The organism is Niallia sp. Man26 (assembly GCF_022049065.2).
Classification (GTDB): domain Bacteria; phylum Bacillota; class Bacilli; order Bacillales; family Cytobacillaceae; genus Niallia.
Map to the genome: position 1 here is coordinate 1,692,807 of NZ_CP095743.1, position 20,271 is coordinate 1,713,077.

Consider the following 20,271-nt stretch of genomic DNA (forward strand, 5'->3'; position numbering starts at 1 on the left):
TTCTTATAATCGTTAACCAAACTTAGGGGTTGTGCCTTCTCATAGATTTAATAACTTGAGTTAGTAGACCTAAATATTATAGGTTTATCCATTATTTTGAAAATGTACTATCAAAGCAGAGGTATGCGCATAAACGGTTTTTTGATTGCTTCATACAATACCTTTGTATTCTAGTTTTTTACAGAAAGGAGAATGAGAATGAGTTTACTAAATTTAATTGGGAACAGTGGTTTTGAAACAGGCGATCTAAGCAGGTGGATTTCAGAGAATGCCTCTGTGACTACCCAGTATTCCCATTCAGGTGCATACTCAGCACTTCTTGAACAAGGAGAAGGATCGACTTATTTAGGGCAGTTTGTTTCAGCATCTGCAGGAGAAAATCTTGAGCTAATTATATCGTTAGCTAAGCTTGATGATCTTCCAGCACCAGCAATGCTGTTACAATTGTTCTTTTTTGATGAGAATTTCCAGCTTCTTAATACAGGATTGTCCAACTATATCCCTCCCGGTAGATTACCAGATGCGGGAGTCAGTATTTGGAAGGAAGTCTACTTGACTGCAAGCAGTGCACCGAGTGAAACACGCCAAGCATATTTATTAATCAGCGTTATTCCTTCGGAGGGAACTTCAAATGTGCTAGTAGATGATGTAGCGCTTCTAACAGCAACCGGCATTATAGGCCCAACCGGACCGACTGGACCGACTGGACCAGCGGGAGCAACAGGAGCAACAGGCCCAACAGGTCCAGTGGGAGCAACAGGAGCGACAGGCCCAATCGGTCCAGCGGGAGAAGTAGGTCCAACAGGCCCAGCCGGTCCAGCAGGAGAAGTAGGTCCGACAGGAGCAACGGGTCCAGCGGGAGAAGCCGGTCCAACAGGAGCAACAGGTCCAGCGGGAGAAGCCGGTCCGACAGGAGCAACGGGCCCAGCGGGAGAAGTAGGCCCGACAGGAGCAACAGGCCCAGCCGGTCCAGCAGGAGAAGTAGGTCCAACAGGCCCAGCTGGCCCAACAGGAGAAGTAGGCCCGACAGGAGCAACGGGCCCAACAGGAGAAGCCGGTCCAACAGGAGCAACAGGCCCAGCAGGAGAAGCCGGTCCAACAGGAGCAACAGGCCCAGCGGGAGAAGCCGGTCCAACAGGAGCAACAGGCCCAGCAGGAGAAGTAGGTCCAACAGGAGCAACAGGCCCAGCAGGAGAAGTAGGTCCAACAGGCCCAGCCGGTCCAGTGGGAGAAGCCGGTCCAACAGGAGCAACGGGCCCAGCGGGAGAAACAGGCCCAACAGGTCCAGCTGGCCCAGCGGGAGAAGTAGGTCCGACAGGAGCAACAGGCCCAGCCGGTCCAGCAGGAGAAGTAGGTCCAACAGGAGCAACAGGCCCAGCAGGAGAAGCCGGTCCAACAGGTCCAACAGGTCCAGCGGGAGAAATAGGCCCGACAGGAGCAACGGGTCCAGCAGGAGAAGTAGGCCCAACAGGTCCAACAGGTCCAGCTGGCCCAGCGGGAGAAGTAGGCCCAACAGGAGCAACGGGTCCAGCAGGAGAAGTAGGTCCGACAGGAGCAACAGGCCCAGCGGGAGAAGCGGGTCCAACGGGTCCAGCCGGTCCAGCAGGAGAAGTAGGCCCAACAGGAGCAACGGGTCCAGCGGGAGAAGTAGGCCCAACAGGAGCCACTGGCCCAGCGGGAGAAGCCGGTCCAACAGGTCCAGCTGGCCCAGCGGGAGAAGTAGGCCCAACAGGAGCAACAGGCCCAGCGGGAGAAGTAGGTCCAACAGGAGCAACAGGCCCAGCGGGAGCAACAGGCCCAACAGGTCCAGCTGGCCCAGCGGGAGAAGTAGGCCCAACAGGAGCAACGGGTCCAGCAGGAGAAGTAGGCCCAACAGGAGCAACGGGTCCAGCGGGAGAAGTAGGCCCAACAGGAGCAACAGGCCCAGCGGGAGAAGCCGGTCCAACAGGAGCAACAGGTCCAGCGGGAGAAGCCGGTCCAACAGGAGCAACAGGCCCAGCGGGAGAAACAGGCCCAACAGGTCCAGCTGGCCCAGCGGGAGAAGTAGGCCCAACAGGAGCAACGGGTCCAGCAGGAGAAGTAGGCCCAACAGGAGCAACGGGTCCAGCGGGAGAAGCCGGTCCAACAGGAGCAACAGGCCCAGCAGGAGAAGCCGGTCCAACAGGTCCAACAGGAGCAACAGGTCCAGCGGGAGAAATAGGCCCGACAGGAGCAACAGGCCCAGCGGGAGAAGTAGGCCCAACAGGAGCAACAGGTCCAGCGGGAGAAATAGGCCCGACAGGAGCAACGGGTCCAGCAGGAGAAGTAGGCCCAACAGGAGCAACGGGTCCAGCGGGAGAAGCTGGTCCAACAGGTCCAACAGGAGCAACAGGCCCAACAGGAGCAACAGGCCCGACAGGAGCAACAGGCCCAGCGGGAGAAGCCGGTCCGACAGGAGCAACAGGCCCAGCCGGTCCAGCAGGAGAAGTAGGTCCGACAGGAGCAACGGGTCCAGCCGGTCCAGCGGGAGAAGTAGGTCCGACAGGAGCAACAGGCCCAGCGGGAGAAGCGGGTCCAACGGGTCCAGCCGGTCCAACAGGACCGACAGGCCCAAGCGGTGATCCTTCTGTTTCTGCATTGTTCTTCGACCAAGCTGCCGCAGCATTGGCTTTACCTTTAGATGCGGCAACTGTTGTGAATACTGTTGCTGTTCCTGTCACTGCTGGTAATGAGGTGAAAATTGATACGTCACAGCAGCTGGATTTTGTTACTGCTGCGGATTGGGGTATAGATTTTAATGTAAACATCAGCAGAGATGGAACGGTGATTGATACGCAAGGAATTAGCCGGGACGGAGCAGCTGCCGGGACGCAGCGGTTTATTGCTTCTGTTACTGTTGTCGATGTTCCAGCGGAAACGGGGACAGCTACGTATACGGTAACGATTGAACCAATTACAGCTACAAATGTTACTGCAGCCACTTCGGAAAATCGAAAGACAAATATCATTCGCTTTGTATAAGGATATGTATTTGAAAAAGGAGTAGGTTCGCCTACTCCTTTTTTTATTTGGGCAAGAAAAAGGATGCACTGTTTTGGATTGCATCCTTAAAAGTCTTACTATACATTTATTTTACTAATGTGATGCCTTCAAATATTGACTGCCATAGATGATCGTTTCCGTCCCAAATTTCATCATTTGGTAATTCAAGTACACAGACATTGCTGATGCCCCAGTCCTGCTCGATGATTTCTTTTACTGGTGCATGGTTGACGATTAACAGGCGATAAGAGTTTTTAACTAGTTGGGATAATTCATTATTTAACTCAGTCGCTCCTTCTAATGTTGCTTCTGTTCTAATAAATAATAGGTTTGGGGATGCGGACAAAGCTTCCATGAAACGATTGATTCGTTTTTGATATTTTTCTTGAACTTGCGGCAAACTTCCCAGGTGCTCCAATGTGTTAACATCTTTTTTAAAATCATGATTAAAGCCAATATTATATAGTTTATCATGTACAAGTATGTCATCCTCATTAACATACTGCAGCGGCTCTAGGTTTTCTTCTTTAAGAAAATCGGCGAAATTTGATTGAAATAAGATGATAATCTTAAATAAATTCGGTGTGCCTACCCAATCGAATGGTCCAGCTTGTTGTCTCAAATTAAATTTCCTCAATTTCAAAGCAGGAATGCAGTTTTCTCCTAAACTAAAAATTTGATTATATTCTCCTTTAATATCAGCAAGTTTCATTCGTTTTTCCCCTACGTTCAAATTTTTATAGTTTGTAAACATTTACTTTATACTATATTAAATGGTTATTTTTACAAAAGGCTAAGCTATATGTGGATAATTTTTAAAAAGGGCAATCATCACTAACAACTGGATAAATATGGACAGTTTTTTCTTCTTAAATAGGGGAATGTTTATAAGGAGGTGATAGTGATGGATGAAAAGAAAAAGTCAGGCCTAAATAATGCTCATACAAATATGGACAACCCTGAACAATATCCTACCGAAAACGAAAGCCTATTTGATAAGTTTGAAAGTGAACAAACAGTGGATTCATTGCCGATGGAAGATATAAAAGAAGAATATCGGGAAGAAAAAGCAAAGCATGATACGAAGAATACATCTTCTAGTGAAAAGAAATATAAAACAGGAATGTAATGAAGATAGCAATAGCAGCTGTATGTTTTAACAGCTGTTTTTTTTATTAATAGGAATATAAAAAAGACTCGGCATAATATTGCCGAGTCTAAAGTACGTTATGGCTTAAGTATGACTTTAATTACTTCATCCTGATGATCATTAAACATTTGATAGGCATTGCTGGCGTCATCAAGGGAAATTCGATGTGTAATGATTTCTGTCGGGTCAATTTCTCCTGTTGTTATCTTATCAAACAGCATTGGCATATAGTGAATAACAGGGGCTTGACCAGTTTTTATGTTAATATTTCGTTCAAATATTTGTCCTAATGGGAACATATTGTATTTAGAGCCGTAAACACCTGTTAATTGCATCGTTCCGAATTTACGAACAGCATTTAGTCCGATTTCTATAGCGCTTAATGTCCCGCCCTGGATTTTCAATTTTTGTCCGATTGCTTCCATTGTTGATTTTTTTCCATCCATTCCAACACAGTCAATCACGACATCTGCTCCACCGGCGGTTATTTCTTTGATGAAATTTCCTGCATCCTCATGTTCGTCAAAATTAATTGTTTCGACTTTATTCATGTTTTTGGCATGGTTTAAGCGGTAGGGGATATTATCAACAGCAATGACGCGCTTTGCACCTTTCATCCAGGCGAATTTTTGGGTCATTAAGCCGATAGGTCCGCAACCTAATACGACCACTGTGTCTCCTTTTTTTACTCCAGAGTTTTCGATACTCCAGTACGCTGTTGGCAGTACGTCAGACATAAACAGCAATGCTTCGTCTTCCAATTCGCAGTTTTCAGGAATTACAAATGGCATAAAGTTTCCGTATGGCACACGCAATAATTCTGCTTGGCCGCCTTGATAATCGCCGTAACGTTCTGTGAAGCCAAAGTATGCACCAGTATCGGTAATTTGCTTGTTTGGGTTAGAGTTATCACATTGACTTTCCATATCATGTTCACAATAATAACAGTGGCCGCATGAAATATTAAATGGAAGTACAACGCGGTCTCCTTTTTTGACTTTTGTTACCTCAGATCCTACTTCTTCGACTATTCCCATTGGTTCATGCCCAATTACATAGTCCTTCTCAGCAGGAATAGCGCCTTGATAGATATGCAAATCAGATCCGCAAATCGCTGTCGAAGTAATTCTGACAATAATATCGTCCTTTTTATGAAGCTTCGGATCTGCGACCTGCTTTACTTGTACATCTTTTGTTCCTTGAAACGTCACTGCTTTCATGTCAAAGTATCCTCCTCTTTAGTAGGTGTTACTTACTACTTACCCAAACTTTTATATGGCAAACTATTTTACTATAGAAATAGTCTTTATCAAGGAGGACGAAAAAACTGTCCTGTATGCAGGACAGTTTAAATCATTGTTTAAATTCATTCAATCTTTCATATGTTTCCAGCAAAAAGTCATAAAATAATTCCTCTGTTGGCAAAAGCTTTCTTTGCGTCGGATAGATGACACCAACCGTTCTGGTCAGATTGCTGTCTGCAATCGGAATAATAACGGTAGAGCGGGGCGTATTGTCGACCAGCGTCATCTCAGGCATTAATGCAACCCCTAAACCAGCGGACACTAACCCTTTTAATGCATCAATATCCTTGCCTTCAAAGGCAATACTCGGTGAGAAGTGAGCGTCCTTGCATGCTTGTACGACTTGTTCTCGAAAGACGAAACCTTCTGGCAGCACACAAAAGGGCTCATCCTTTAAGTCACGAAGTCTTATAGAGGCTCTGTTTGCTAATGGATGATGGTTTGGAACTAATGCAACAATATTTTCCGTGAAGAGGGTAGCTCCTTTAATCTTCGGCTCTTTTTCCTGATTTGGCATTGGCGCCATCATGGCTAAATTGAAATCACCTTTGATAACACCGTCGATTAAATCATAATAAAGAGCATTGCTCATTTGAAATTTAGCCTCAGGGTATCTTGTCCTAAATGCATAGATGATCGATGGCAATGTGTGTGCTGCCATACTGATTGGAAAGGCAATTCTGACGGTTCCTTTTTCAGGGTCTAAATATTCCTTTACCTCTCTTTTGGCATCCTCCATCATGTTCCACACCTGTTTCATTCGTTCAAAAAAGATTTTTCCTAAAGGTGTCAGCTTTACACGGCGGCCTTCGCGGATGAACAACTCGATTCCTAATTCCTCTTCTAAATTGAATATTTGCCTGCTGACAGAGGATTGCGCAATATGCAAAGCATCTGCTGCTTCTGTTACATGTTCCCGTTTTGCGACTTCTAAAAAGTATTGAATTTGCCTTGTTTCCATGTTTTCAACTCTCCTAATGCGTTTAACGCATGAATCTCATCCGAAATTAGTATTGGAACTATCAATTATAAAATTATAAAATGAAACCACATTTAAGAAAAGGGAATTTTCTAAAACTTAAAACATCTTTAGGAGCTGAGTTCGAATGAAAGTGGTGGAATATATGGAAGTAGCACAAACAAATGAAATTGAAATCGCAAAAGACTATGTTAATCATTTATATAAACAGGTAGTGGAGCGTAATCCCCATGAAATAGAATTCCACCAAGCGGTAAAGGAAGTACTGGACTCTTTAATTCCTGTTCTTGCGAAAAACCCTGAATATATAAAAAAATCTGTGCTGGACAGAATCGCAGAACCTGAACGGATGATTAGCTTTAGAGTGCCGTGGGTTGATGATAATGGTAATATCATGGTGAACAGAGGATTCCGCGTACAGTTTAACAGTGCGATTGGTCCTTACAAAGGCGGACTGCGTTTCCATCCGTCTGTTAATGCAAGTATTATTAAATTTCTAGGGTTTGAGCAAATTTTCAAAAACTCTCTAACTGGCCAGCCAATCGGCGGGGGGAAGGGCGGCTCTGATTTTGATCCAAAAGGAAAATCAGATATGGAAATTATGCGCTTTTGCCAAAGCTTTATGACAGAGCTAGCAAGACATATTGGCCCAGATACAGATGTGCCTGCTGGAGATATTGGTGTCGGAGCAAGAGAAATTGGTTATATGTTCGGCCAATATAAAAAACTGAAAGGCAGCTTTGAAGCAGGAGTGCTGACAGGAAAAGGCATCGGTTATGGAGGAAGTCTTGGCAGGAAAGAAGCAACTGGTTACGGTCTAGTTTATTTTGTCGAAGAGATGCTTAACAATAAAGGCTTAGGTTTTAAAGACAGCACTGTAGTCGTATCTGGTTCTGGAAATGTAAGCATATATGCAATGGAAAAGGCCATGCAGCTAGGCGCAAAAGTTGTAGCTTGCAGTGATTCAAGCGGCTATATTTACGACCCAAACGGAATTGACTTAAATACAGTAAAGCAATTAAAAGAAGCAGAATCTAAACGGATTTCAGAATATGTTAACGAGCATCCAAGCGCTACCTATTCTGAAGGCTGTGCAGGAATTTGGCAAGTCCCTTGTGATATTGCTTTGCCAAGTGCTACGCAAAATGAGCTGGACAAGGAAGCTGCCAATATCTTACTAAGTAATGGAGTAAAGGCAGTCGGTGAAGGTGCCAATATGCCGTCCACACAAGAGGCAGTCGATCTTTTTATTGAAAACAATGTTTTATTTGGACCAGCAAAAGCAGCGAATGCTGGCGGAGTTGCTGTGTCAGCATTGGAAATGGCACAAAATAGTGCAAGGCTTTCTTGGACACAGGAAGAAGTCGATCAAAAGCTCCAAGTAATTATGAAAGATATCTATAGTAAGAGTATGCAAGCTTCTGAAGAATATGATGTACCAGGCAATCTTGTAGCAGGTGCTAATATTGCAGGCTTTAAAAAAGTGGCTGATGCTATGCTCGAACAAGGTGTTATTTAAGTAAAAGTACAGAGATAAAAAAAGCAGGTCACTTTAAAAATGACCTGCTTTTAGTTATAGGAGGAGAATAACCTGTTCATTGAATTACTGGGAAATTACGGTTCCTCATTAATGTGGAAGAGCAGCTTATAAAGCTTTATTTAAGTTAATAACAGGAGTTTAAATATTAAGATTGAATCAAATAATAACCTTTTAACTTACGAAAAATAATATATTAGAATAGTATTTTTTTAAAGGGTTATGTTTGTTTAGATAGGTTATGGTGTATGCGGTTTTAATAAAATATATTCTTTTTGCATAGAATGTAAGGAAGGAACGTACAAATTGCATTTTTTATGAACGAAGCATATTGACTGATAGAGGAAGGAAAGAGTGCTTTATATAGGGATTTTTTCTTAAATGGCAGGTAGAATTAGAACTTATCCTTTTTAAAATGATGTAAATAGTATATAATTATCAGATAAAAGAAGATATTTTTATCTGTAAATAATTATAATAGATAACAAGAGTGTCATAATGAAAGACAGAAATGGTGTGTTCATATCGAGCGCCAGCATCCTTTCTGCGAATACAATAATGTAAAGGGAAGGTTAATATGAGCGAAAGAGAAACTAACACAGATGTTTTCTTAATTGGTACTGGAATTATGAGCGCAACATTGGGGACACTTCTGAAAGAATTAGTACCTGACTGGAAGATTACAGTATTTGAGAAGCTTGCTAACACTGGAGAGGAAAGTTCAAACGAATGGAACAACGCGGGAACAGGGCATGCGGCACTTTGTGAGCTGAACTATACGGTTGAAAAGCCAGATGGCTCCATCGATATTAGCAAAGCAATTAACATTAACGAACAGTTCCAATTATCCATGCAGTTTTGGTCTTATTTAGTAAACAGTAAGCGCATACATAACCCGAAAGACTTTATTATGCCATTACCGCATATGAGCTTAGTGGAAGGGAAAGAGAATGTAGAATTCTTAAGGAAAAGATTTAAAGCGCTGTCAAACAATCCCTTATTTCAAGGCATGGAGTATTCTGAAGATCCGCAAAAACTGAAAGAGTGGATTCCCCTCATCATGCAGGGAAGGAATATAGAAGAACCGATAGCAGCAACTAAAATTGATTCTGGAACAGATGTTAACTTCGGGGCATTAACAAGGATGTTATTTGATCATTTAGGCAGCAATGGTGTAAAGATTAAATACAAACATAGTGTTAATGATATAAAAAGGACTCGTGATGGCTTATGGGAGCTAACAGTCAGAAATCTTGAGCGAGGAACGGTCGAACGCCATAAGGCTAAGTTTGTCTTTATCGGAGGCGGAGGCGGAAGCTTGCATCTTCTTCAAAAAACCGGTATCCCTGAAAGCAAGCATATTGGAGGATTCCCGGTAAGCGGAATTTTTATGGTGTGCAACAATCCAGCTATCGTTGAGCAGCATCATGCAAAAGTTTACGGCAAGGCAAAGGTTGGCGCACCGCCAATGTCTGTTCCTCATCTAGATACAAGATTTATTGATAATAAAAAATCGTTGTTATTCGGACCTTTTGCCGGCTTTTCACCAAAGTTTTTGAAAACTGGTTCTATGTTTGATTTAATCACCTCTGTGAAGCCAGACAACATTATCACAATGTTATCAGCAGGTGCAAAAAATATGGGATTGACTAAATACTTAATTCAGCAAGTTATGTTATCAAAAGAGCAGCGCATGGAAGAACTGCGAGAATTTATTCCGAATGCAAAACTAGAAGATTGGGATTTAGTAGTAGCAGGGCAGCGTGTTCAAGTGATTAAAGATACCGAGGATGGCGGCAAAGGAACACTGCAATTCGGCACAGAAGTTATCACAGCCTCCGATGGTTCGATTGCAGCATTGCTCGGTGCATCACCAGGTGCTTCAACAGCTGTTCATGTCATGCTTGAAGTAATCCAAAAATGCTTTCCGCAGCATTTTAACGAGTGGGAGTCAAAAATTAAGGAAATGATCCCATCCTACGGTCTATCCTTAATGGAAAACCCTATCCTTTTAGAAGAGGTACATCATGCAACAGCAGAGGCACTTCTATCGAGTGCAAAAGAACCTATTCTTTAGTTGAAAAGCTAGTAGAGATGCTTTCTATCAGGAAAGCATCTTTTTAGTGGAGTTAAGTACTATTCTGGTATATAATGGAATTCTGATATCAGAAAAGATTATGCCAAGGGAAGTTTGGGTAAAGGATTATAAGCTGCAAAGAAACAAAACATTTCATTGGAGGTTAGAGAGATGCCAAAACTTACAGTTGATACAGTCAATAATGCACCAGTTGTTTTAAATTATGAAGACCATGGAAGCGGAAAACCGATTATTTTAATCCATGGCTGGCCGCTGAGTCTCCGTTCATGGGAACTGCAAGTGCCTGCCCTGATTGAAGCAGGGTATCGTGTTATTGCATATGACCGCAGAGGTTTCGGAGGGTCATCTCAACCTTATGAAGGCTATGACTATGATACTTTTGCTAAAGATTTGCATAAATTAATTGAACATCTAGATCTTCAGGATGTTACACTTGTCGGCTTTTCAATGGGCGGCGGGGAAGTGGTCCGCTATATTAGTACATACGGCGTGGAACGTGTGAAAAAGGCTGTATTAGCAGGTGCGGTGCCTCCTTATCTGTATAAAACAGAAGGTAATCCAGAGGGTGCTCTTGATGATGCAACAATTGAAGAGTTTTTGAATGGTGTGCAAAAAGACCGTATCGCTTTCCTTGATAACTTTACACATAACTTCTTTTCTGCAGGAGAAAGAGATGGCCTTGTTAGTGAACCATTCCGTCTTTATAATCGTGATATTGCCGCGTTCGCATCACCGAAAGGTACGCTTGAATGCATTAAAGCATTCTCCTATACCGATTTCCGTGAGGATGTAGCAAAAATCAACATCCCGACTTTAATCATTCATGGCGATTCAGACAATGTCGTTCCATTCGAAGCAAGCGGAAAGCTGTCCCATGATATGATTGAAGGCTCTGAACTTGCCGTCATTGAAGGTGCCCCGCACGGTTTTAATGCGACACATGCAGAGCAGTTTAATAAAGAATTACTTCAGTTCCTTGCTAAATATAATTAATAGTTAAGACAGCAGATACGTTTATCTGCTGTCTTTTTTTTGCCGCTAGTTAGAAAGCATTCCTGAGCTTTAAGAAATAAACTACAGCAAAAATAAGCTGTGCAAAAGGAGTTTATATATAAAAATATCTAATCAAAAACAAAGATAAAGCGGCAATATCCTTTTAACAACCTACTACTTATCAAGGATATTCAAGAGCTGATAAAGATACAAACATCCTTAATAAAAAGCAGCTAAAATGTTCAGCAATCAGATTAGAGCAGATTATCACCAACTTTGCTAGTGAAAGAAGAATTGGATCATCAAATTAGCATCTTGCTAAAAGAAATGAAAAGTTAACTTACATAATATAAGACGAAAGAGAGGCATATACTTAAAAATCTGCCTCTCTTTCGTCTTGTTTACCAAATAATCTTGATTTTTTATGTAATTGGAAAAAGAGAATTCTTTCCTAGCAGGATGTAGTGTTTAATTTATTTGCTGTGATGTGTGGGGCAATTGTTAGAGCGGGCTGGTCAGTGATGCTGTTTTTCTTTTCCACATCTTACACATCTGTCGGAGTAATAGCTGTATTTATGGTTTCTTTTAAAAAAGCAAATAATGGACATTAGCTTCACATTAATCACCTGCCCTTTAGCTAGTTTAGTTTCATTCTATGCGGAGAATATGAACAACTTGTTAATGATTCGTTAATAAATTATAAAAAGACAAGAACTAAAAATAGAGCAATATATTGCAATAAGGTTGCTTTGTTCCTTTGTGCATATATCGAGGGTTTTGAGAGCATGTTAAAAGATAATATGTTTATCGGGAGGGACCATGGATGTTAAAGGGAGAGAAATGTGAAGGCCTTGCATGTAAAGTGCGTGGCGCTGATAAGCTTTTCCCCTTTACTTCATGGGATAAGCCAGATAAAGTTTATTGGTTTTGCAGTGAACATCTTAAAGCAGCTGCAGCATTTAGTAATAAAGAGAAACAGGCATTTATGCACTATTACTCCGATCCAGAAAAACGAAAATGGCTTCCGGAAAAGTCACGGCAGCTTTATGAAAAATATAGTAAAAATATGTAATCGTCGCGCCTTTTGTTCCTTAAAAATACTCAAAACTGTTTAGTACGATACTTTACGGGTATTTAATGAACAAAAAGGAGTTTTAAGGATGAAACTGAAAAGCAATCGTTCCTATTACGCAGTAGCTGGTATTTCTACGGCCATCGTTATAATAGCTGTATTAACTTTATCCTCTAACTCTACTCCAAAAACAACGGCAGAGTCAGTTTATAAAGAGCCGGAAATTATTACAGAAAATAATAGGAAAGTAATAGAAGATAATGATGAAGCAAAACAAACAATCTCTGCAACAATTATCAGCAAAACACAGGATGGGCAACATTTTTCAGCAGTAAATAATTATGATGAAAAGGATATTGTTCTTATTGATAAAACAGAAGCCTTCCAACAAGGTGATAAAGTATACATCACATTTAAGGAAGAGAAGGTGGATAATATAAAGCTCATTAAACGAGCACCTTAAAATCAGTTCAGCCGATGAGCTGATTTTTCTTTTTACTCTCAAACAAAAAGCATCTTGATATAATAGGAAATATCCACTTAAAGGAGATTAGTATGATGGAAAAGTCTATTATTATTGCAAGAGGCGGAGAACAGCAAAGCAGGCTGGAGACTTACTTTCAGAAGCTAGGAGCAAAGACAATGTCCTTCCCTATTTTGAAAAGCACGGAGCAAGAGTTACCTATTGAGCTATTTTCATTGATTGCGAAGAAACATCGGTTGATTTTTTTAAATCCAACAAGCATCCAAATCTTTTTCAGGCAATATACAAAGAGCGGCATAACAGCAAACCTTCCAGAGCAAATCGAATATTTATCAGAGAAATCAAGAAAGGTATTAGAGGCAAGAGGAATAAAAGCAAATCTTGCTTCCTATCAGAAGGAGCAACCCGCTGTTCTCCTTGGGCATGATTATCAGCACAGCAATGTATACTCCGAAGATGATTTACTTATACATACACATCATATCGGACTAGACTTCTCTTTTGAAAAAGAAATGAGTAAAACGCTGAACGAAACAGATTGGCAAACAGTCATTTTCCCTAATATGCTGTCTATTGATTTCTTTGTAAAATATTGTAAGACGGTAGCAGATTTTGATTATACGCAGCTTGCACTTGCTACAGTTGGGAAAAAGGTGCAGGAGTATGCTTTTGTGCACGGTTTTAGCAAAATTGATTCAGAAATACAGGCTGAACTCTTAAAAGGTGACTGGAAAAATCTATAACAAAAAATGCCCTAGTCTTAAATAGACCGGGGCATTTTTCGCTTACTTCTAATTAGCCTAGATAAGATACACCGATGATGATCAAAAGAATAAATAGAACAACGATTAGTGCAAAGCTGTTGTTATACCCTCCACCATTTTCTTCATAACCTCTTGACATGCCTCTCACCTCCGAACATCAGGTATACAACATCATATGAAGTTCTGTAAAAGAGGAAATGGACAAGAATACAGATTAGGATGAAAAGGAGAAAAATGAGCATTCTAACTAGTAGAACAAAGAGAAATGTGGAATAGAGGTGAACATACTTTGAATACGGAGCAATCGATAAAAACATTAAATAAGTTTCTACAAGGACAATTCATGGGAATTCATGCATATGAGCATTTTATTGAGAACTTAGAAGATACGTCCTTAAAGCAGTCCTTTTCAGACATATTAACAGAACATACGAAAAATGCCCATATCATTTCAGACAGAATTCACCAACTAGGAGGAGAACCAGTCACGAATGAAGGGGTAGTCGGCAAGGCAGAAAGCTTTATCGGCAATTTATTTGATCCAGACAATGGGGATGAAGTGATTATTAAACATGCCATTAAGGGTGAAAATTTGTACGGAATAAAAATGTCTGAACAGCTTGTTCGCAATAAACTTGATGAGGACAGCCTTCAAATAGTTCATCAAGTTTTAAATAAGGACCGTGAACATGTTGATTATTTAAAATCATTAATACATTAAGCTCTTAAAGAAACACTAGAAGGCAGCGAAACTGCATTTTAGTGTTTCTCCTGTTTTACAGTGAAATTTTTATCAAGGAATATTTGGAAGCCATAGTTCAGCATAGAATAAGCAAAGGCCGTATAAAACAAAAATATTGGTTTCACTTTTTTTAGTTTATATAATCCGATTTTATCCAGAAAATAATGTAAAGGAAAAGCAAACAGTAAATCAAACACTAAGTTGAAAATGGTATAGATCCAAAACCTTCCGTAAGTAAAATGAAACGTCCATAAATTTGCTGCGAAAAATGGACCGAGAATAAACGTCAAGGCATTGTTCGTTGCTGATTTTTTCCCGCCTTTTACCTTCCACAATTTATATGTTCGGCCAATCATGTCTTCAATTAACAGGACGGCAGTAGAAAAAATCGTTACTGGCAAAAATTTAAGAAAAGATTTTCTTGGCAAAAAAAAGATTGTTGACCATGACAAGAGTATCATGCCGCATCTTATAAATAGCGTGACCATATGAAAGACTCCTTTTTTCACAAAAAATGTATAATTAATTTGGTAAAAAATCCATCTTCTAAGCATTAGCTTTTGTCAGCACGTCCTTCTTTATGTAAATTATGAAGGTTTTTTGTAAAAATAGTGATAGCTGTTCCTAATCACCTCATAACATTTTATAATAAGAGAGGAAGAGTCCGTTTATTAAGTAAGGGGGAATTTATGATGAAAAGAGTAGCAGTGTTTTGTGGTTCAAGCAATGGCAGTTCTCCTATTTACGTACAAGCAGCAAAAGAATTAGGAATGGAGCTAGCCAAAAGAAAGATAGAGCTAGTTTATGGAGGTTCAAGCATCGGATTAATGGGCAGTGTTGCTGACGCTGTATTAGAAGCAGGAGGTACAGTGATTGGCGTGCTTCCTGAGTTTCTTGAAAACAGAGAAATTGCACATAAAGGATTAACCGAATTGATTACTGTGCAATCGATGCATGAGAGAAAAGCAAAAATGACCGAGCTGGCGGATGGATTTATCACATTGCCAGGCGGTGCTGGAACAATGGAGGAGTTTTTTGAAATTTTCACATGGGCACAGCTTGGATTGCACCAAAAACCATGCGGCATTTTGAATACGAATCATTATTATGATCCATTAGTCAAGCTTATTAACCATATGGCTGATGCGGAGTTTCTGCAGGAGAAATACAGAAGTATCACTATTGTCGAAGAGGACCCTGCTGTAATAATTGACAGGTTTCTTACATATAATCCCCCTAGTATTAAGACATATATTACGGAAAAACAAACTTGAATTCAGCAGTTAAGAGGTGAAATAATGACAGATTTACGATATCCAATTGGACAATTTACTTGGAATGATGAATACACAGAAGATGTGATTGCCTCCTGGCTTGATGATATCGAGCAGTTGCCTGCACAATTGCATCAAGCTGTAATTGACCTTACTGATGAGCAATTAAATACACCGTATCGTGAAGGAGGCTGGACAATACGGCAAGTTGTCCATCATGTTGCAGACAGTCATTTAAACGCATATACTCGCTTTAAGCTTGCTGTAACAGAGGATAGACCGGTCATTAAACCGTATGCCGAGGATAAATGGGCTGAAACGCCTGATTCATTTTTGCCGGTTGATGTTTCCTTACAATTACTAGCTTCCTTGCATTTGCGGTTAATACAATTACTTCGGTCTTTATCACAAGATCAGTTAGACAGAGCCTTTCTTCATCCAGAGTCTGGCGAAGTAACATTAAAAAGAATTATCGGAATTTATGCATGGCACGGTAAGCACCATCTTGCCCATATCACAAGCCTAAAGAAGCGGCTAGGCTGGTAAATGAAAAAAGGATGCAAAAGCCATGAGCTTTTGCATCCTTTCTATATTTTTTTATCTGTTGTCCACTTTTTCTGGATACAGATCGTGGTTCATAAGACGGTGTGTAGCCATTTCTTCAAACTTCGTGCCAGGCTTGCCGTAATTGCAGTATGGATCGATTGACAATCCACCTCTTGGTGTGAATTTGCCCCATACTTCGATATATCTAGGATCTAATAATTTAATTAGATCGTTCATAATAATATTAACACAGTCTTCGTGGAAGTCACCATGATTGCGGAAGCTGAACAAATACAGCTTCAATGATTTACTTTCCACGATTTTTTTGTCCGGAATATAGCTGATATACATTGTAGCGAAATCCGGCTGTCCAGTAATTGGCTCTGCGATAAAACGCAGGTGGACTATATCATATACATATATTCTTACGGTCGAATATAAGCATCCTCGCGCTTCCATCCTGATTGGATGTACTCTACTTCCTTCTTCAAGCAGTACTTTTACCCGATTCCTGTTTGAATGGTTTCGATAGTCTCTGCACCTTCCTCTAGTTTTTAGAGGCTTGGCTCAGGATTAGAATTTCCTTCCTTCCCTGAGTTCACGAGGTTTAAGCGACAGTGTTTCCACTGAAGTGTGCCCTTATTGACACAAGCTAGTAAATTCTGGACAGTTGAACTTAACGAAATAATCTCTGTTGACATGCAAGTTGTCTACAGACTCTAATATTTCTGGATTGTATTCGTAAAGATAGGTTGTTCCTTGGTTACCAAGTAAAGTTAAATCCTCAAGACCTTCTTCATGTTTTCTGCCTGACATTTTTCATCTCTCCATTTCATTTATGCGTTACACTCGAGAATAGCAATCTATAGATATGGCCGGTTTTTTAAGCAAAATAAAAGCCACATCCTTATGGACATGGCAAGCTCACCTGTATCCATAGTTTTTTATAGAGGGTATCTGCTATGAACCTCTTGGATTATCATGTACAGCCATATATTATAGCAAAATCACAATAACGTCAATATAACTGCCGAAACACTGCATGAAGCAAAATCAAACTCCATTTTATTAATTTTTTCAGTAAATTGTTCATATACATTAGTGACTAGATGGGTAGAGACGTACAAATTACTGCCTTTTCTTAAAGGAGGTATAAAATACTTGCATATAATTGGAAAGAGCATATTGCGTAAGGAATCGAAAAGCAAAGTCACCGGTTATGCCCACTATACTGCTGATACAACAACAGGAGAAGCGTTGTTCGTAAAGCTTGTCAAAAGTAAATATGCACATGCCAATATATTAAAAATAGATGAAACGAAAGCGCTGCAGCAAAAAGGAGTGCGTGCAATAGTCTTGGGAAAAGGCTTGCCTTATGTCGGAGAGGAAGTCCGAGACAGGCCGCCGCTTGCGTACAGCAAGGTTCGTTACGCTGGTGAAGTGGTTGCCCTAATTGTTGCTGATTCGTATGACGCAGCAAATAATGCTGAGGTGCTGCTTGATATTAAGTATGAGCCGCTTACAGTCGTAAATTCGCCGCTCACAGCCATTCAAGCAGATGCTCCGCTCATTCATGAGGGCATAGATAAATACGATAAAGATCCAGGAATATATCCAATTACAGGGACAAATATCATTAATAAAACGAAAATCCGCAAAGGCAATATGGAAAAAGGCTGGGCCGATTGTAGTGAAATAGTGGAAGCGTCTTTTTCTATCCCAATTTCAGACCATAGTGCGATGGAAACAAGAAGCGCCACTTGTGAAATTATGCCTGACGGAGACGTGCGGATTATGACGAGTTCCCAGGCACCGTATATGGTCAAAAAAATCCTCAGCAGAGACTTTCATATCCCAACAGGAAAAATTGTTGTGCAAACTCCATTTGTCGGGGGCGGCTATGGGGGCAAGGCCTCGGTGCAGCTTGAAATATTTGCTTATCTTGCAAGCAAAGCAGTTGGTGGCAGGCTCGTTAAGTTAGTTAATACAAGAGAAGATGATTTTCTTGTATCTCCTGTTCATATCGGTTTAGAAGCAAAAGTAAAACTTGGCTGTTCTGCAGACGGGAAGCTGCAAGCGGCCGAGCTTGAATATATTTTTGATGGCGGAGCTTACGGAGATAAATCTCCTCATTTGACAACGGCAGGGGCAGTTGACTGCACTGGGCCGTATAAAATAGACAATATATTTTGTGACAGCTTATGTGTGTACACAAACCATCCATATGCAGCACCATTTCGCGGTTTTTCACATGGTGAGGTTCATTTTGCCTTCGAGCGGGGAATGGAATTACTGGCGAAAAAGCTGAAGATGGACCCACTGATGTTCAGGCAGATTAATGCGATTCGCCCAGGAGATCAAACGCCAACAAGAGTGGTGTTAAACAGAAGTACTGTCGGCAATGTGGAAGCATGTATTAGTCGCTTGAGACCATTGATTGGCTGGGAAAAGGGGCAGGTTGAACGAATAGGGGAGCATGTGCTTAGAGTAAAAGGAATCAGCTGCAGCTGGAAAAACTCCACTATTGGTCCTGATGCAGCATCAGGTGTTGTGCTTACCTTTAACTCTGACGGCAGCATTAACCTTATGTCAGGTATAGTAGAGATTGGCACAGGCACGAAAACGGTGCTGGCACAAATACTGGCAGAAGTGATGAAGATGGATATAAATGATATATATGTGCGAATGACAATTGATACACAAACAGAACCTGAGCATTGGAAGACAGTGGCAAGCAGAGGAACATTGATGGCAGGCAGAGCAGTGCTAGCTGCTGCAAATGATGCTATTCAACAGTTGAAATCCATTGCTGCAACAGTAATGCGTGTGCCTGCAGATGATCTCGAGGTCGGTTATAAAAAGGTGTATCTGCGAGATAATCCTGATTCCTTCTTGGATTTCAAAGATATTGTGTACGGTTATGTTTATCCGAATGGCAATGCAATCGGCGGGCAAATTGTAGCAAGAGGAAAATATATTTTGAGAGGCTTAACAAATTTAGATCCAGAGACTGGGGCAGGAAACCCGGGCCCTGAATGGGCAGTTGCAGCTCATGGAGTCGAAGTGGATTTTAATACGAGAGAGTGTACATATCGAATTCGCAAGGCTGTAACTGTAATGGATATTGGTGAAGTTCTAAATTTCAAGGCCGCAGTCGGCCAAGTAAAGGGAGCCATGAGTATGGGGCTGTCATGGGCGGCCAGGGAGGCATTTTATTTTGACAAAAACGGCAGGATTCTTAATCCCCAATTGCGGACATATCGGCCCATCCGGTTTGGTGAACATCCAGAATATATCGCTGACTTTGTCAAAACTCCTCATTTAGAAGCACCATTTGGAGCAAGGGGAGCAGGCGAGCATGGACTTATTGGCATTCCTGCAGCTTTAGCTAATGCGCTGTCATTGGCTGCAGGAGTAGAGCTAGTTAGACTTCCGCTCATTCCTGAGGAAATTTGGAGAACAAAAAGGGAGACTGCCAAAAATGATCTTTGATTATTTCAGACCAGAGCGATTGCTGGAGGCGACGGAATATTTCACAGAAAGGCGGAAGGAAGGACGAATTCCGCTGTTTTTTGGGGGCGGCACAGAAATAATAACGATGCAGCGCCTGCATGAGATAACACTTGACACAGCGATAGATATTAAAGCTATAGATGCTGTCAACATCCATGATATAGTGGAAGGCTATGTTGCGATTGGGGCGGCAGTGACACTGACAGAAATTCAGAACAAAAACCTTTTCCCTCTGCTGACAGAGGTCAGCAAAGAGGTTGCAGACAGAACAGCACGCAATAAAATTACGCTCGGCGGCAATATTTGCGGCAATATCTTTTATCGGGAAGCTGTACTTCCCCTTCTTTTAGCAGACAGTCTGATTGTAACAGCAAAAGAGCGGGACATTAGGATGGAATATATTTCGGCAAAATTTAAGCAGAAAATGCTATTAGAGGAAGGGGAAGTCTTTGTCCAAGCCTTTGTGGAAGAAAAGTATCGAAAGCAGCCGTTTTATACTAGAAAGAAACGACAGCAATGGGAAACTGGTTATCCGCTGATTACAGCTGCAGCATTAAAGGTCGACCAAAAAATACGGGTTGCTTTCAGTGGATTATGTGCATTTCCATTTCGTTCAAATGAAATGGAGGCTGCACTAAATGAAGCAGAATTAAGTGCTGAGCAAAAAATAAATAAAGCAATTCAAACTGTGCCAGGCGAAATTCTCGATGATGTGGAAGGTTCTCGTGAATACCGGTTATTTGTGCTTAGAAATCTGCTCGAGGAAATCTTACAAAGCTTGGAGAGGATGTAGC

At 41.3% G+C, this 20,271-nt stretch carries 19 protein-coding genes and 2 pseudogenes; 14 read left to right on the plus strand and 7 right to left on the minus strand.

The window, feature by feature from the left end; all coding sequences use genetic code 11:
• Window positions 1-198 precede the first annotated feature (198 nt).
• Window positions 199-3,000, plus strand: a complete 2,802-nt coding sequence (locus tag L8T27_RS08565) for an NTTRR-F1 domain (RefSeq protein ID WP_237941291.1) — start codon at window positions 199-201, stop codon at window positions 2,998-3,000.
• A gap of 106 nt (window positions 3,001-3,106) precedes the next feature.
• Here L8T27_RS08565 and L8T27_RS08570 read toward each other — a convergent pair whose 3' ends face one another.
• Window positions 3,107-3,733, minus strand: coding sequence for a DUF1796 family putative cysteine peptidase (locus L8T27_RS08570; protein WP_237941292.1), 627 nt, complete (start codon window positions 3,731-3,733; stop codon window positions 3,107-3,109).
• Window positions 3,734-3,925: 192 nt separating this feature from the next.
• On the opposite strand from L8T27_RS08570, the gene L8T27_RS08575 reads away from it, so the two are divergent.
• Window positions 3,926-4,150 carry a hypothetical protein gene (locus tag L8T27_RS08575; RefSeq protein ID WP_237941293.1) on the plus strand — a complete coding sequence of 75 codons (225 nt, stop codon included), beginning with the start codon at window positions 3,926-3,928 and terminating at the stop codon, window positions 4,148-4,150.
• Between the two features lie 98 nt (window positions 4,151-4,248).
• Here L8T27_RS08575 and L8T27_RS08580 read toward each other — a convergent pair whose 3' ends face one another.
• Complete coding sequence (locus tag L8T27_RS08580; protein ID WP_237941294.1) at window positions 4,249-5,391, minus strand: zinc-dependent alcohol dehydrogenase; 1,143 nt, start codon at window positions 5,389-5,391, stop codon at window positions 4,249-4,251.
• Between the two features lie 133 nt (window positions 5,392-5,524).
• Entirely contained in the window at window positions 5,525-6,436 is a 912-nt protein-coding gene (gltC, locus tag L8T27_RS08585; RefSeq protein WP_233314091.1) for a glutamate biosynthesis transcriptional regulator GltC, read from the minus strand.
• A 145-nt stretch (window positions 6,437-6,581) separates the two neighbouring features.
• Between gltC and gdhA the strand changes: the two genes are divergently transcribed.
• The 7 genes from gdhA (at window position 6,582) to L8T27_RS08620 (ending at window position 13,381) form a co-directional block, all read left to right on the plus strand.
• A complete protein-coding gene (gene gdhA / locus L8T27_RS08590; protein WP_237941295.1) occupies window positions 6,582-7,973 on the plus strand; it encodes an NADP-specific glutamate dehydrogenase in 1,392 nt (463 codons plus the stop codon).
• A gap of 595 nt (window positions 7,974-8,568) precedes the next feature.
• Window positions 8,569-10,068 (plus strand): malate:quinone oxidoreductase, encoded by a 1,500-nt coding sequence (locus L8T27_RS08595; protein ID WP_233314089.1) that lies wholly within the window; start codon window positions 8,569-8,571, stop codon window positions 10,066-10,068.
• Window positions 10,069-10,239: 171 nt separating this feature from the next.
• A complete protein-coding gene (locus L8T27_RS08600) occupies window positions 10,240-11,082 on the plus strand; it encodes an alpha/beta fold hydrolase (protein WP_233314088.1) in 843 nt (280 codons plus the stop codon).
• A 464-nt stretch (window positions 11,083-11,546) separates the two neighbouring features.
• Window positions 11,547-11,693, plus strand: coding sequence for a hypothetical protein (locus tag L8T27_RS08605; RefSeq protein ID WP_233314087.1), 147 nt, complete (start codon window positions 11,547-11,549; stop codon window positions 11,691-11,693).
• A gap of 212 nt (window positions 11,694-11,905) precedes the next feature.
• Window positions 11,906-12,154 carry a hypothetical protein gene (locus L8T27_RS08610; RefSeq protein ID WP_233314086.1) on the plus strand — a complete coding sequence of 83 codons (249 nt, stop codon included), beginning with the start codon at window positions 11,906-11,908 and terminating at the stop codon, window positions 12,152-12,154.
• Between the two features lie 88 nt (window positions 12,155-12,242).
• Complete coding sequence (locus tag L8T27_RS08615) at window positions 12,243-12,617, plus strand: hypothetical protein (protein WP_233314085.1); 375 nt, start codon at window positions 12,243-12,245, stop codon at window positions 12,615-12,617.
• A 92-nt stretch (window positions 12,618-12,709) separates the two neighbouring features.
• Complete coding sequence (locus L8T27_RS08620; RefSeq protein WP_237941296.1) at window positions 12,710-13,381, plus strand: hypothetical protein; 672 nt, start codon at window positions 12,710-12,712, stop codon at window positions 13,379-13,381.
• A 52-nt stretch (window positions 13,382-13,433) separates the two neighbouring features.
• Here the strand turns inward: L8T27_RS08620 and L8T27_RS08625 are convergent, their stop codons facing one another.
• Complete coding sequence (locus tag L8T27_RS08625; protein ID WP_233314083.1) at window positions 13,434-13,541, minus strand: YjcZ family sporulation protein; 108 nt, start codon at window positions 13,539-13,541, stop codon at window positions 13,434-13,436.
• A gap of 150 nt (window positions 13,542-13,691) precedes the next feature.
• Between L8T27_RS08625 and L8T27_RS08630 the strand changes: the two genes are divergently transcribed.
• Window positions 13,692-14,123 (plus strand): DUF2383 domain-containing protein, encoded by a 432-nt coding sequence (locus L8T27_RS08630; RefSeq protein WP_233314082.1) that lies wholly within the window; start codon window positions 13,692-13,694, stop codon window positions 14,121-14,123.
• 38 nt (window positions 14,124-14,161) lie between these two features.
• Here L8T27_RS08630 and L8T27_RS08635 read toward each other — a convergent pair whose 3' ends face one another.
• The gene (locus L8T27_RS08635; RefSeq protein WP_237941298.1) at window positions 14,162-14,632 is read right to left on the minus strand and encodes a hypothetical protein; all 471 of its coding nucleotides are present in this window, start codon (window positions 14,630-14,632) and stop codon (window positions 14,162-14,164) included.
• A 204-nt stretch (window positions 14,633-14,836) separates the two neighbouring features.
• Between L8T27_RS08635 and L8T27_RS08640 the strand changes: the two genes are divergently transcribed.
• Both L8T27_RS08640 and L8T27_RS08645 read left to right on the plus strand, forming a co-directional pair.
• Window positions 14,837-15,418, plus strand: a complete 582-nt coding sequence (locus L8T27_RS08640) for an LOG family protein (protein ID WP_233314763.1) — start codon at window positions 14,837-14,839, stop codon at window positions 15,416-15,418.
• Between the two features lie 24 nt (window positions 15,419-15,442).
• On the plus strand, window positions 15,443-15,964 hold the full coding sequence (locus L8T27_RS08645) for a YfiT family bacillithiol transferase (RefSeq protein WP_237941299.1): 522 nt from the start codon (window positions 15,443-15,445) through the stop codon (window positions 15,962-15,964).
• Between the two features lie 51 nt (window positions 15,965-16,015).
• Here the strand turns inward: L8T27_RS08645 and queF are convergent.
• Both queF and L8T27_RS08655 read right to left on the minus strand, forming a co-directional pair.
• Window positions 16,016-16,345, minus strand: a pseudogene (gene queF / locus L8T27_RS08650) (preQ(1) synthase); the annotation flags it as partial.
• 264 nt (window positions 16,346-16,609) lie between these two features.
• A pseudogene (locus L8T27_RS08655) lies at window positions 16,610-16,780 on the minus strand (preQ(1) synthase); the annotation flags it as partial.
• Window positions 16,781-17,125: 345 nt separating this feature from the next.
• Between L8T27_RS08655 and L8T27_RS08660 the strand changes: the two are divergent.
• Together L8T27_RS08660 and L8T27_RS08665 are read left to right on the plus strand one after the other, a co-directional pair.
• Window positions 17,126-19,456, plus strand: coding sequence for a xanthine dehydrogenase family protein molybdopterin-binding subunit (locus L8T27_RS08660; RefSeq protein WP_237941300.1), 2,331 nt, complete (start codon window positions 17,126-17,128; stop codon window positions 19,454-19,456).
• A complete protein-coding gene (locus L8T27_RS08665) occupies window positions 19,446-20,270 on the plus strand; it encodes an FAD binding domain-containing protein (protein WP_237941301.1) in 825 nt (274 codons plus the stop codon). The genes L8T27_RS08660 and L8T27_RS08665 overlap by 11 nt, the downstream gene beginning before the upstream one ends.
• Window position 20,271: the final 1 nt, after the last annotated feature.

What these genes read in the sequence shown, in the direction of transcription:
- L8T27_RS08665 (WP_237941301.1), top strand. Translation starts at nt 19,446, where the DNA reads ATGATCTTTGATTATTTCAGACCAGAGCGATTGCTGGAGGCGACGGAA.
- L8T27_RS08640 (WP_233314763.1), top strand. Translation starts at nt 14,837, where the DNA reads ATGAAAAGAGTAGCAGTGTTTTGTGGTTCAAGCAATGGCAGTTCTCCT.
- L8T27_RS08620 (WP_237941296.1), top strand. Translation starts at nt 12,710, where the DNA reads ATGATGGAAAAGTCTATTATTATTGCAAGAGGCGGAGAACAGCAAAGC.
- gltC (WP_233314091.1), bottom strand. Translation starts at nt 6,436, where the DNA reads ATGGAAACAAGGCAAATTCAATACTTTTTAGAAGTCGCAAAACGGGAA.
- L8T27_RS08595 (WP_233314089.1), top strand. Translation starts at nt 8,569, where the DNA reads ATGAGCGAAAGAGAAACTAACACAGATGTTTTCTTAATTGGTACTGGA.
- L8T27_RS08625 (WP_233314083.1), bottom strand. Translation starts at nt 13,541, where the DNA reads ATGTCAAGAGGTTATGAAGAAAATGGTGGAGGGTATAACAACAGCTTT.
- L8T27_RS08600 (WP_233314088.1), top strand. Translation starts at nt 10,240, where the DNA reads ATGCCAAAACTTACAGTTGATACAGTCAATAATGCACCAGTTGTTTTA.
- L8T27_RS08610 (WP_233314086.1), top strand. Translation starts at nt 11,906, where the DNA reads ATGTTAAAGGGAGAGAAATGTGAAGGCCTTGCATGTAAAGTGCGTGGC.
- L8T27_RS08570 (WP_237941292.1), bottom strand. Translation starts at nt 3,733, where the DNA reads ATGAAACTTGCTGATATTAAAGGAGAATATAATCAAATTTTTAGTTTA.
- L8T27_RS08565 (WP_237941291.1), top strand. Translation starts at nt 199, where the DNA reads ATGAGTTTACTAAATTTAATTGGGAACAGTGGTTTTGAAACAGGCGAT.
- L8T27_RS08580 (WP_237941294.1), bottom strand. Translation starts at nt 5,391, where the DNA reads ATGAAAGCAGTGACGTTTCAAGGAACAAAAGATGTACAAGTAAAGCAG.
- gdhA (WP_237941295.1), top strand. Translation starts at nt 6,582, where the DNA reads ATGAAAGTGGTGGAATATATGGAAGTAGCACAAACAAATGAAATTGAA.
- L8T27_RS08645 (WP_237941299.1), top strand. Translation starts at nt 15,443, where the DNA reads ATGACAGATTTACGATATCCAATTGGACAATTTACTTGGAATGATGAA.
- L8T27_RS08575 (WP_237941293.1), top strand. Translation starts at nt 3,926, where the DNA reads ATGGATGAAAAGAAAAAGTCAGGCCTAAATAATGCTCATACAAATATG.
- L8T27_RS08635 (WP_237941298.1), bottom strand. Translation starts at nt 14,632, where the DNA reads ATGGTCACGCTATTTATAAGATGCGGCATGATACTCTTGTCATGGTCA.
- L8T27_RS08615 (WP_233314085.1), top strand. Translation starts at nt 12,243, where the DNA reads ATGAAACTGAAAAGCAATCGTTCCTATTACGCAGTAGCTGGTATTTCT.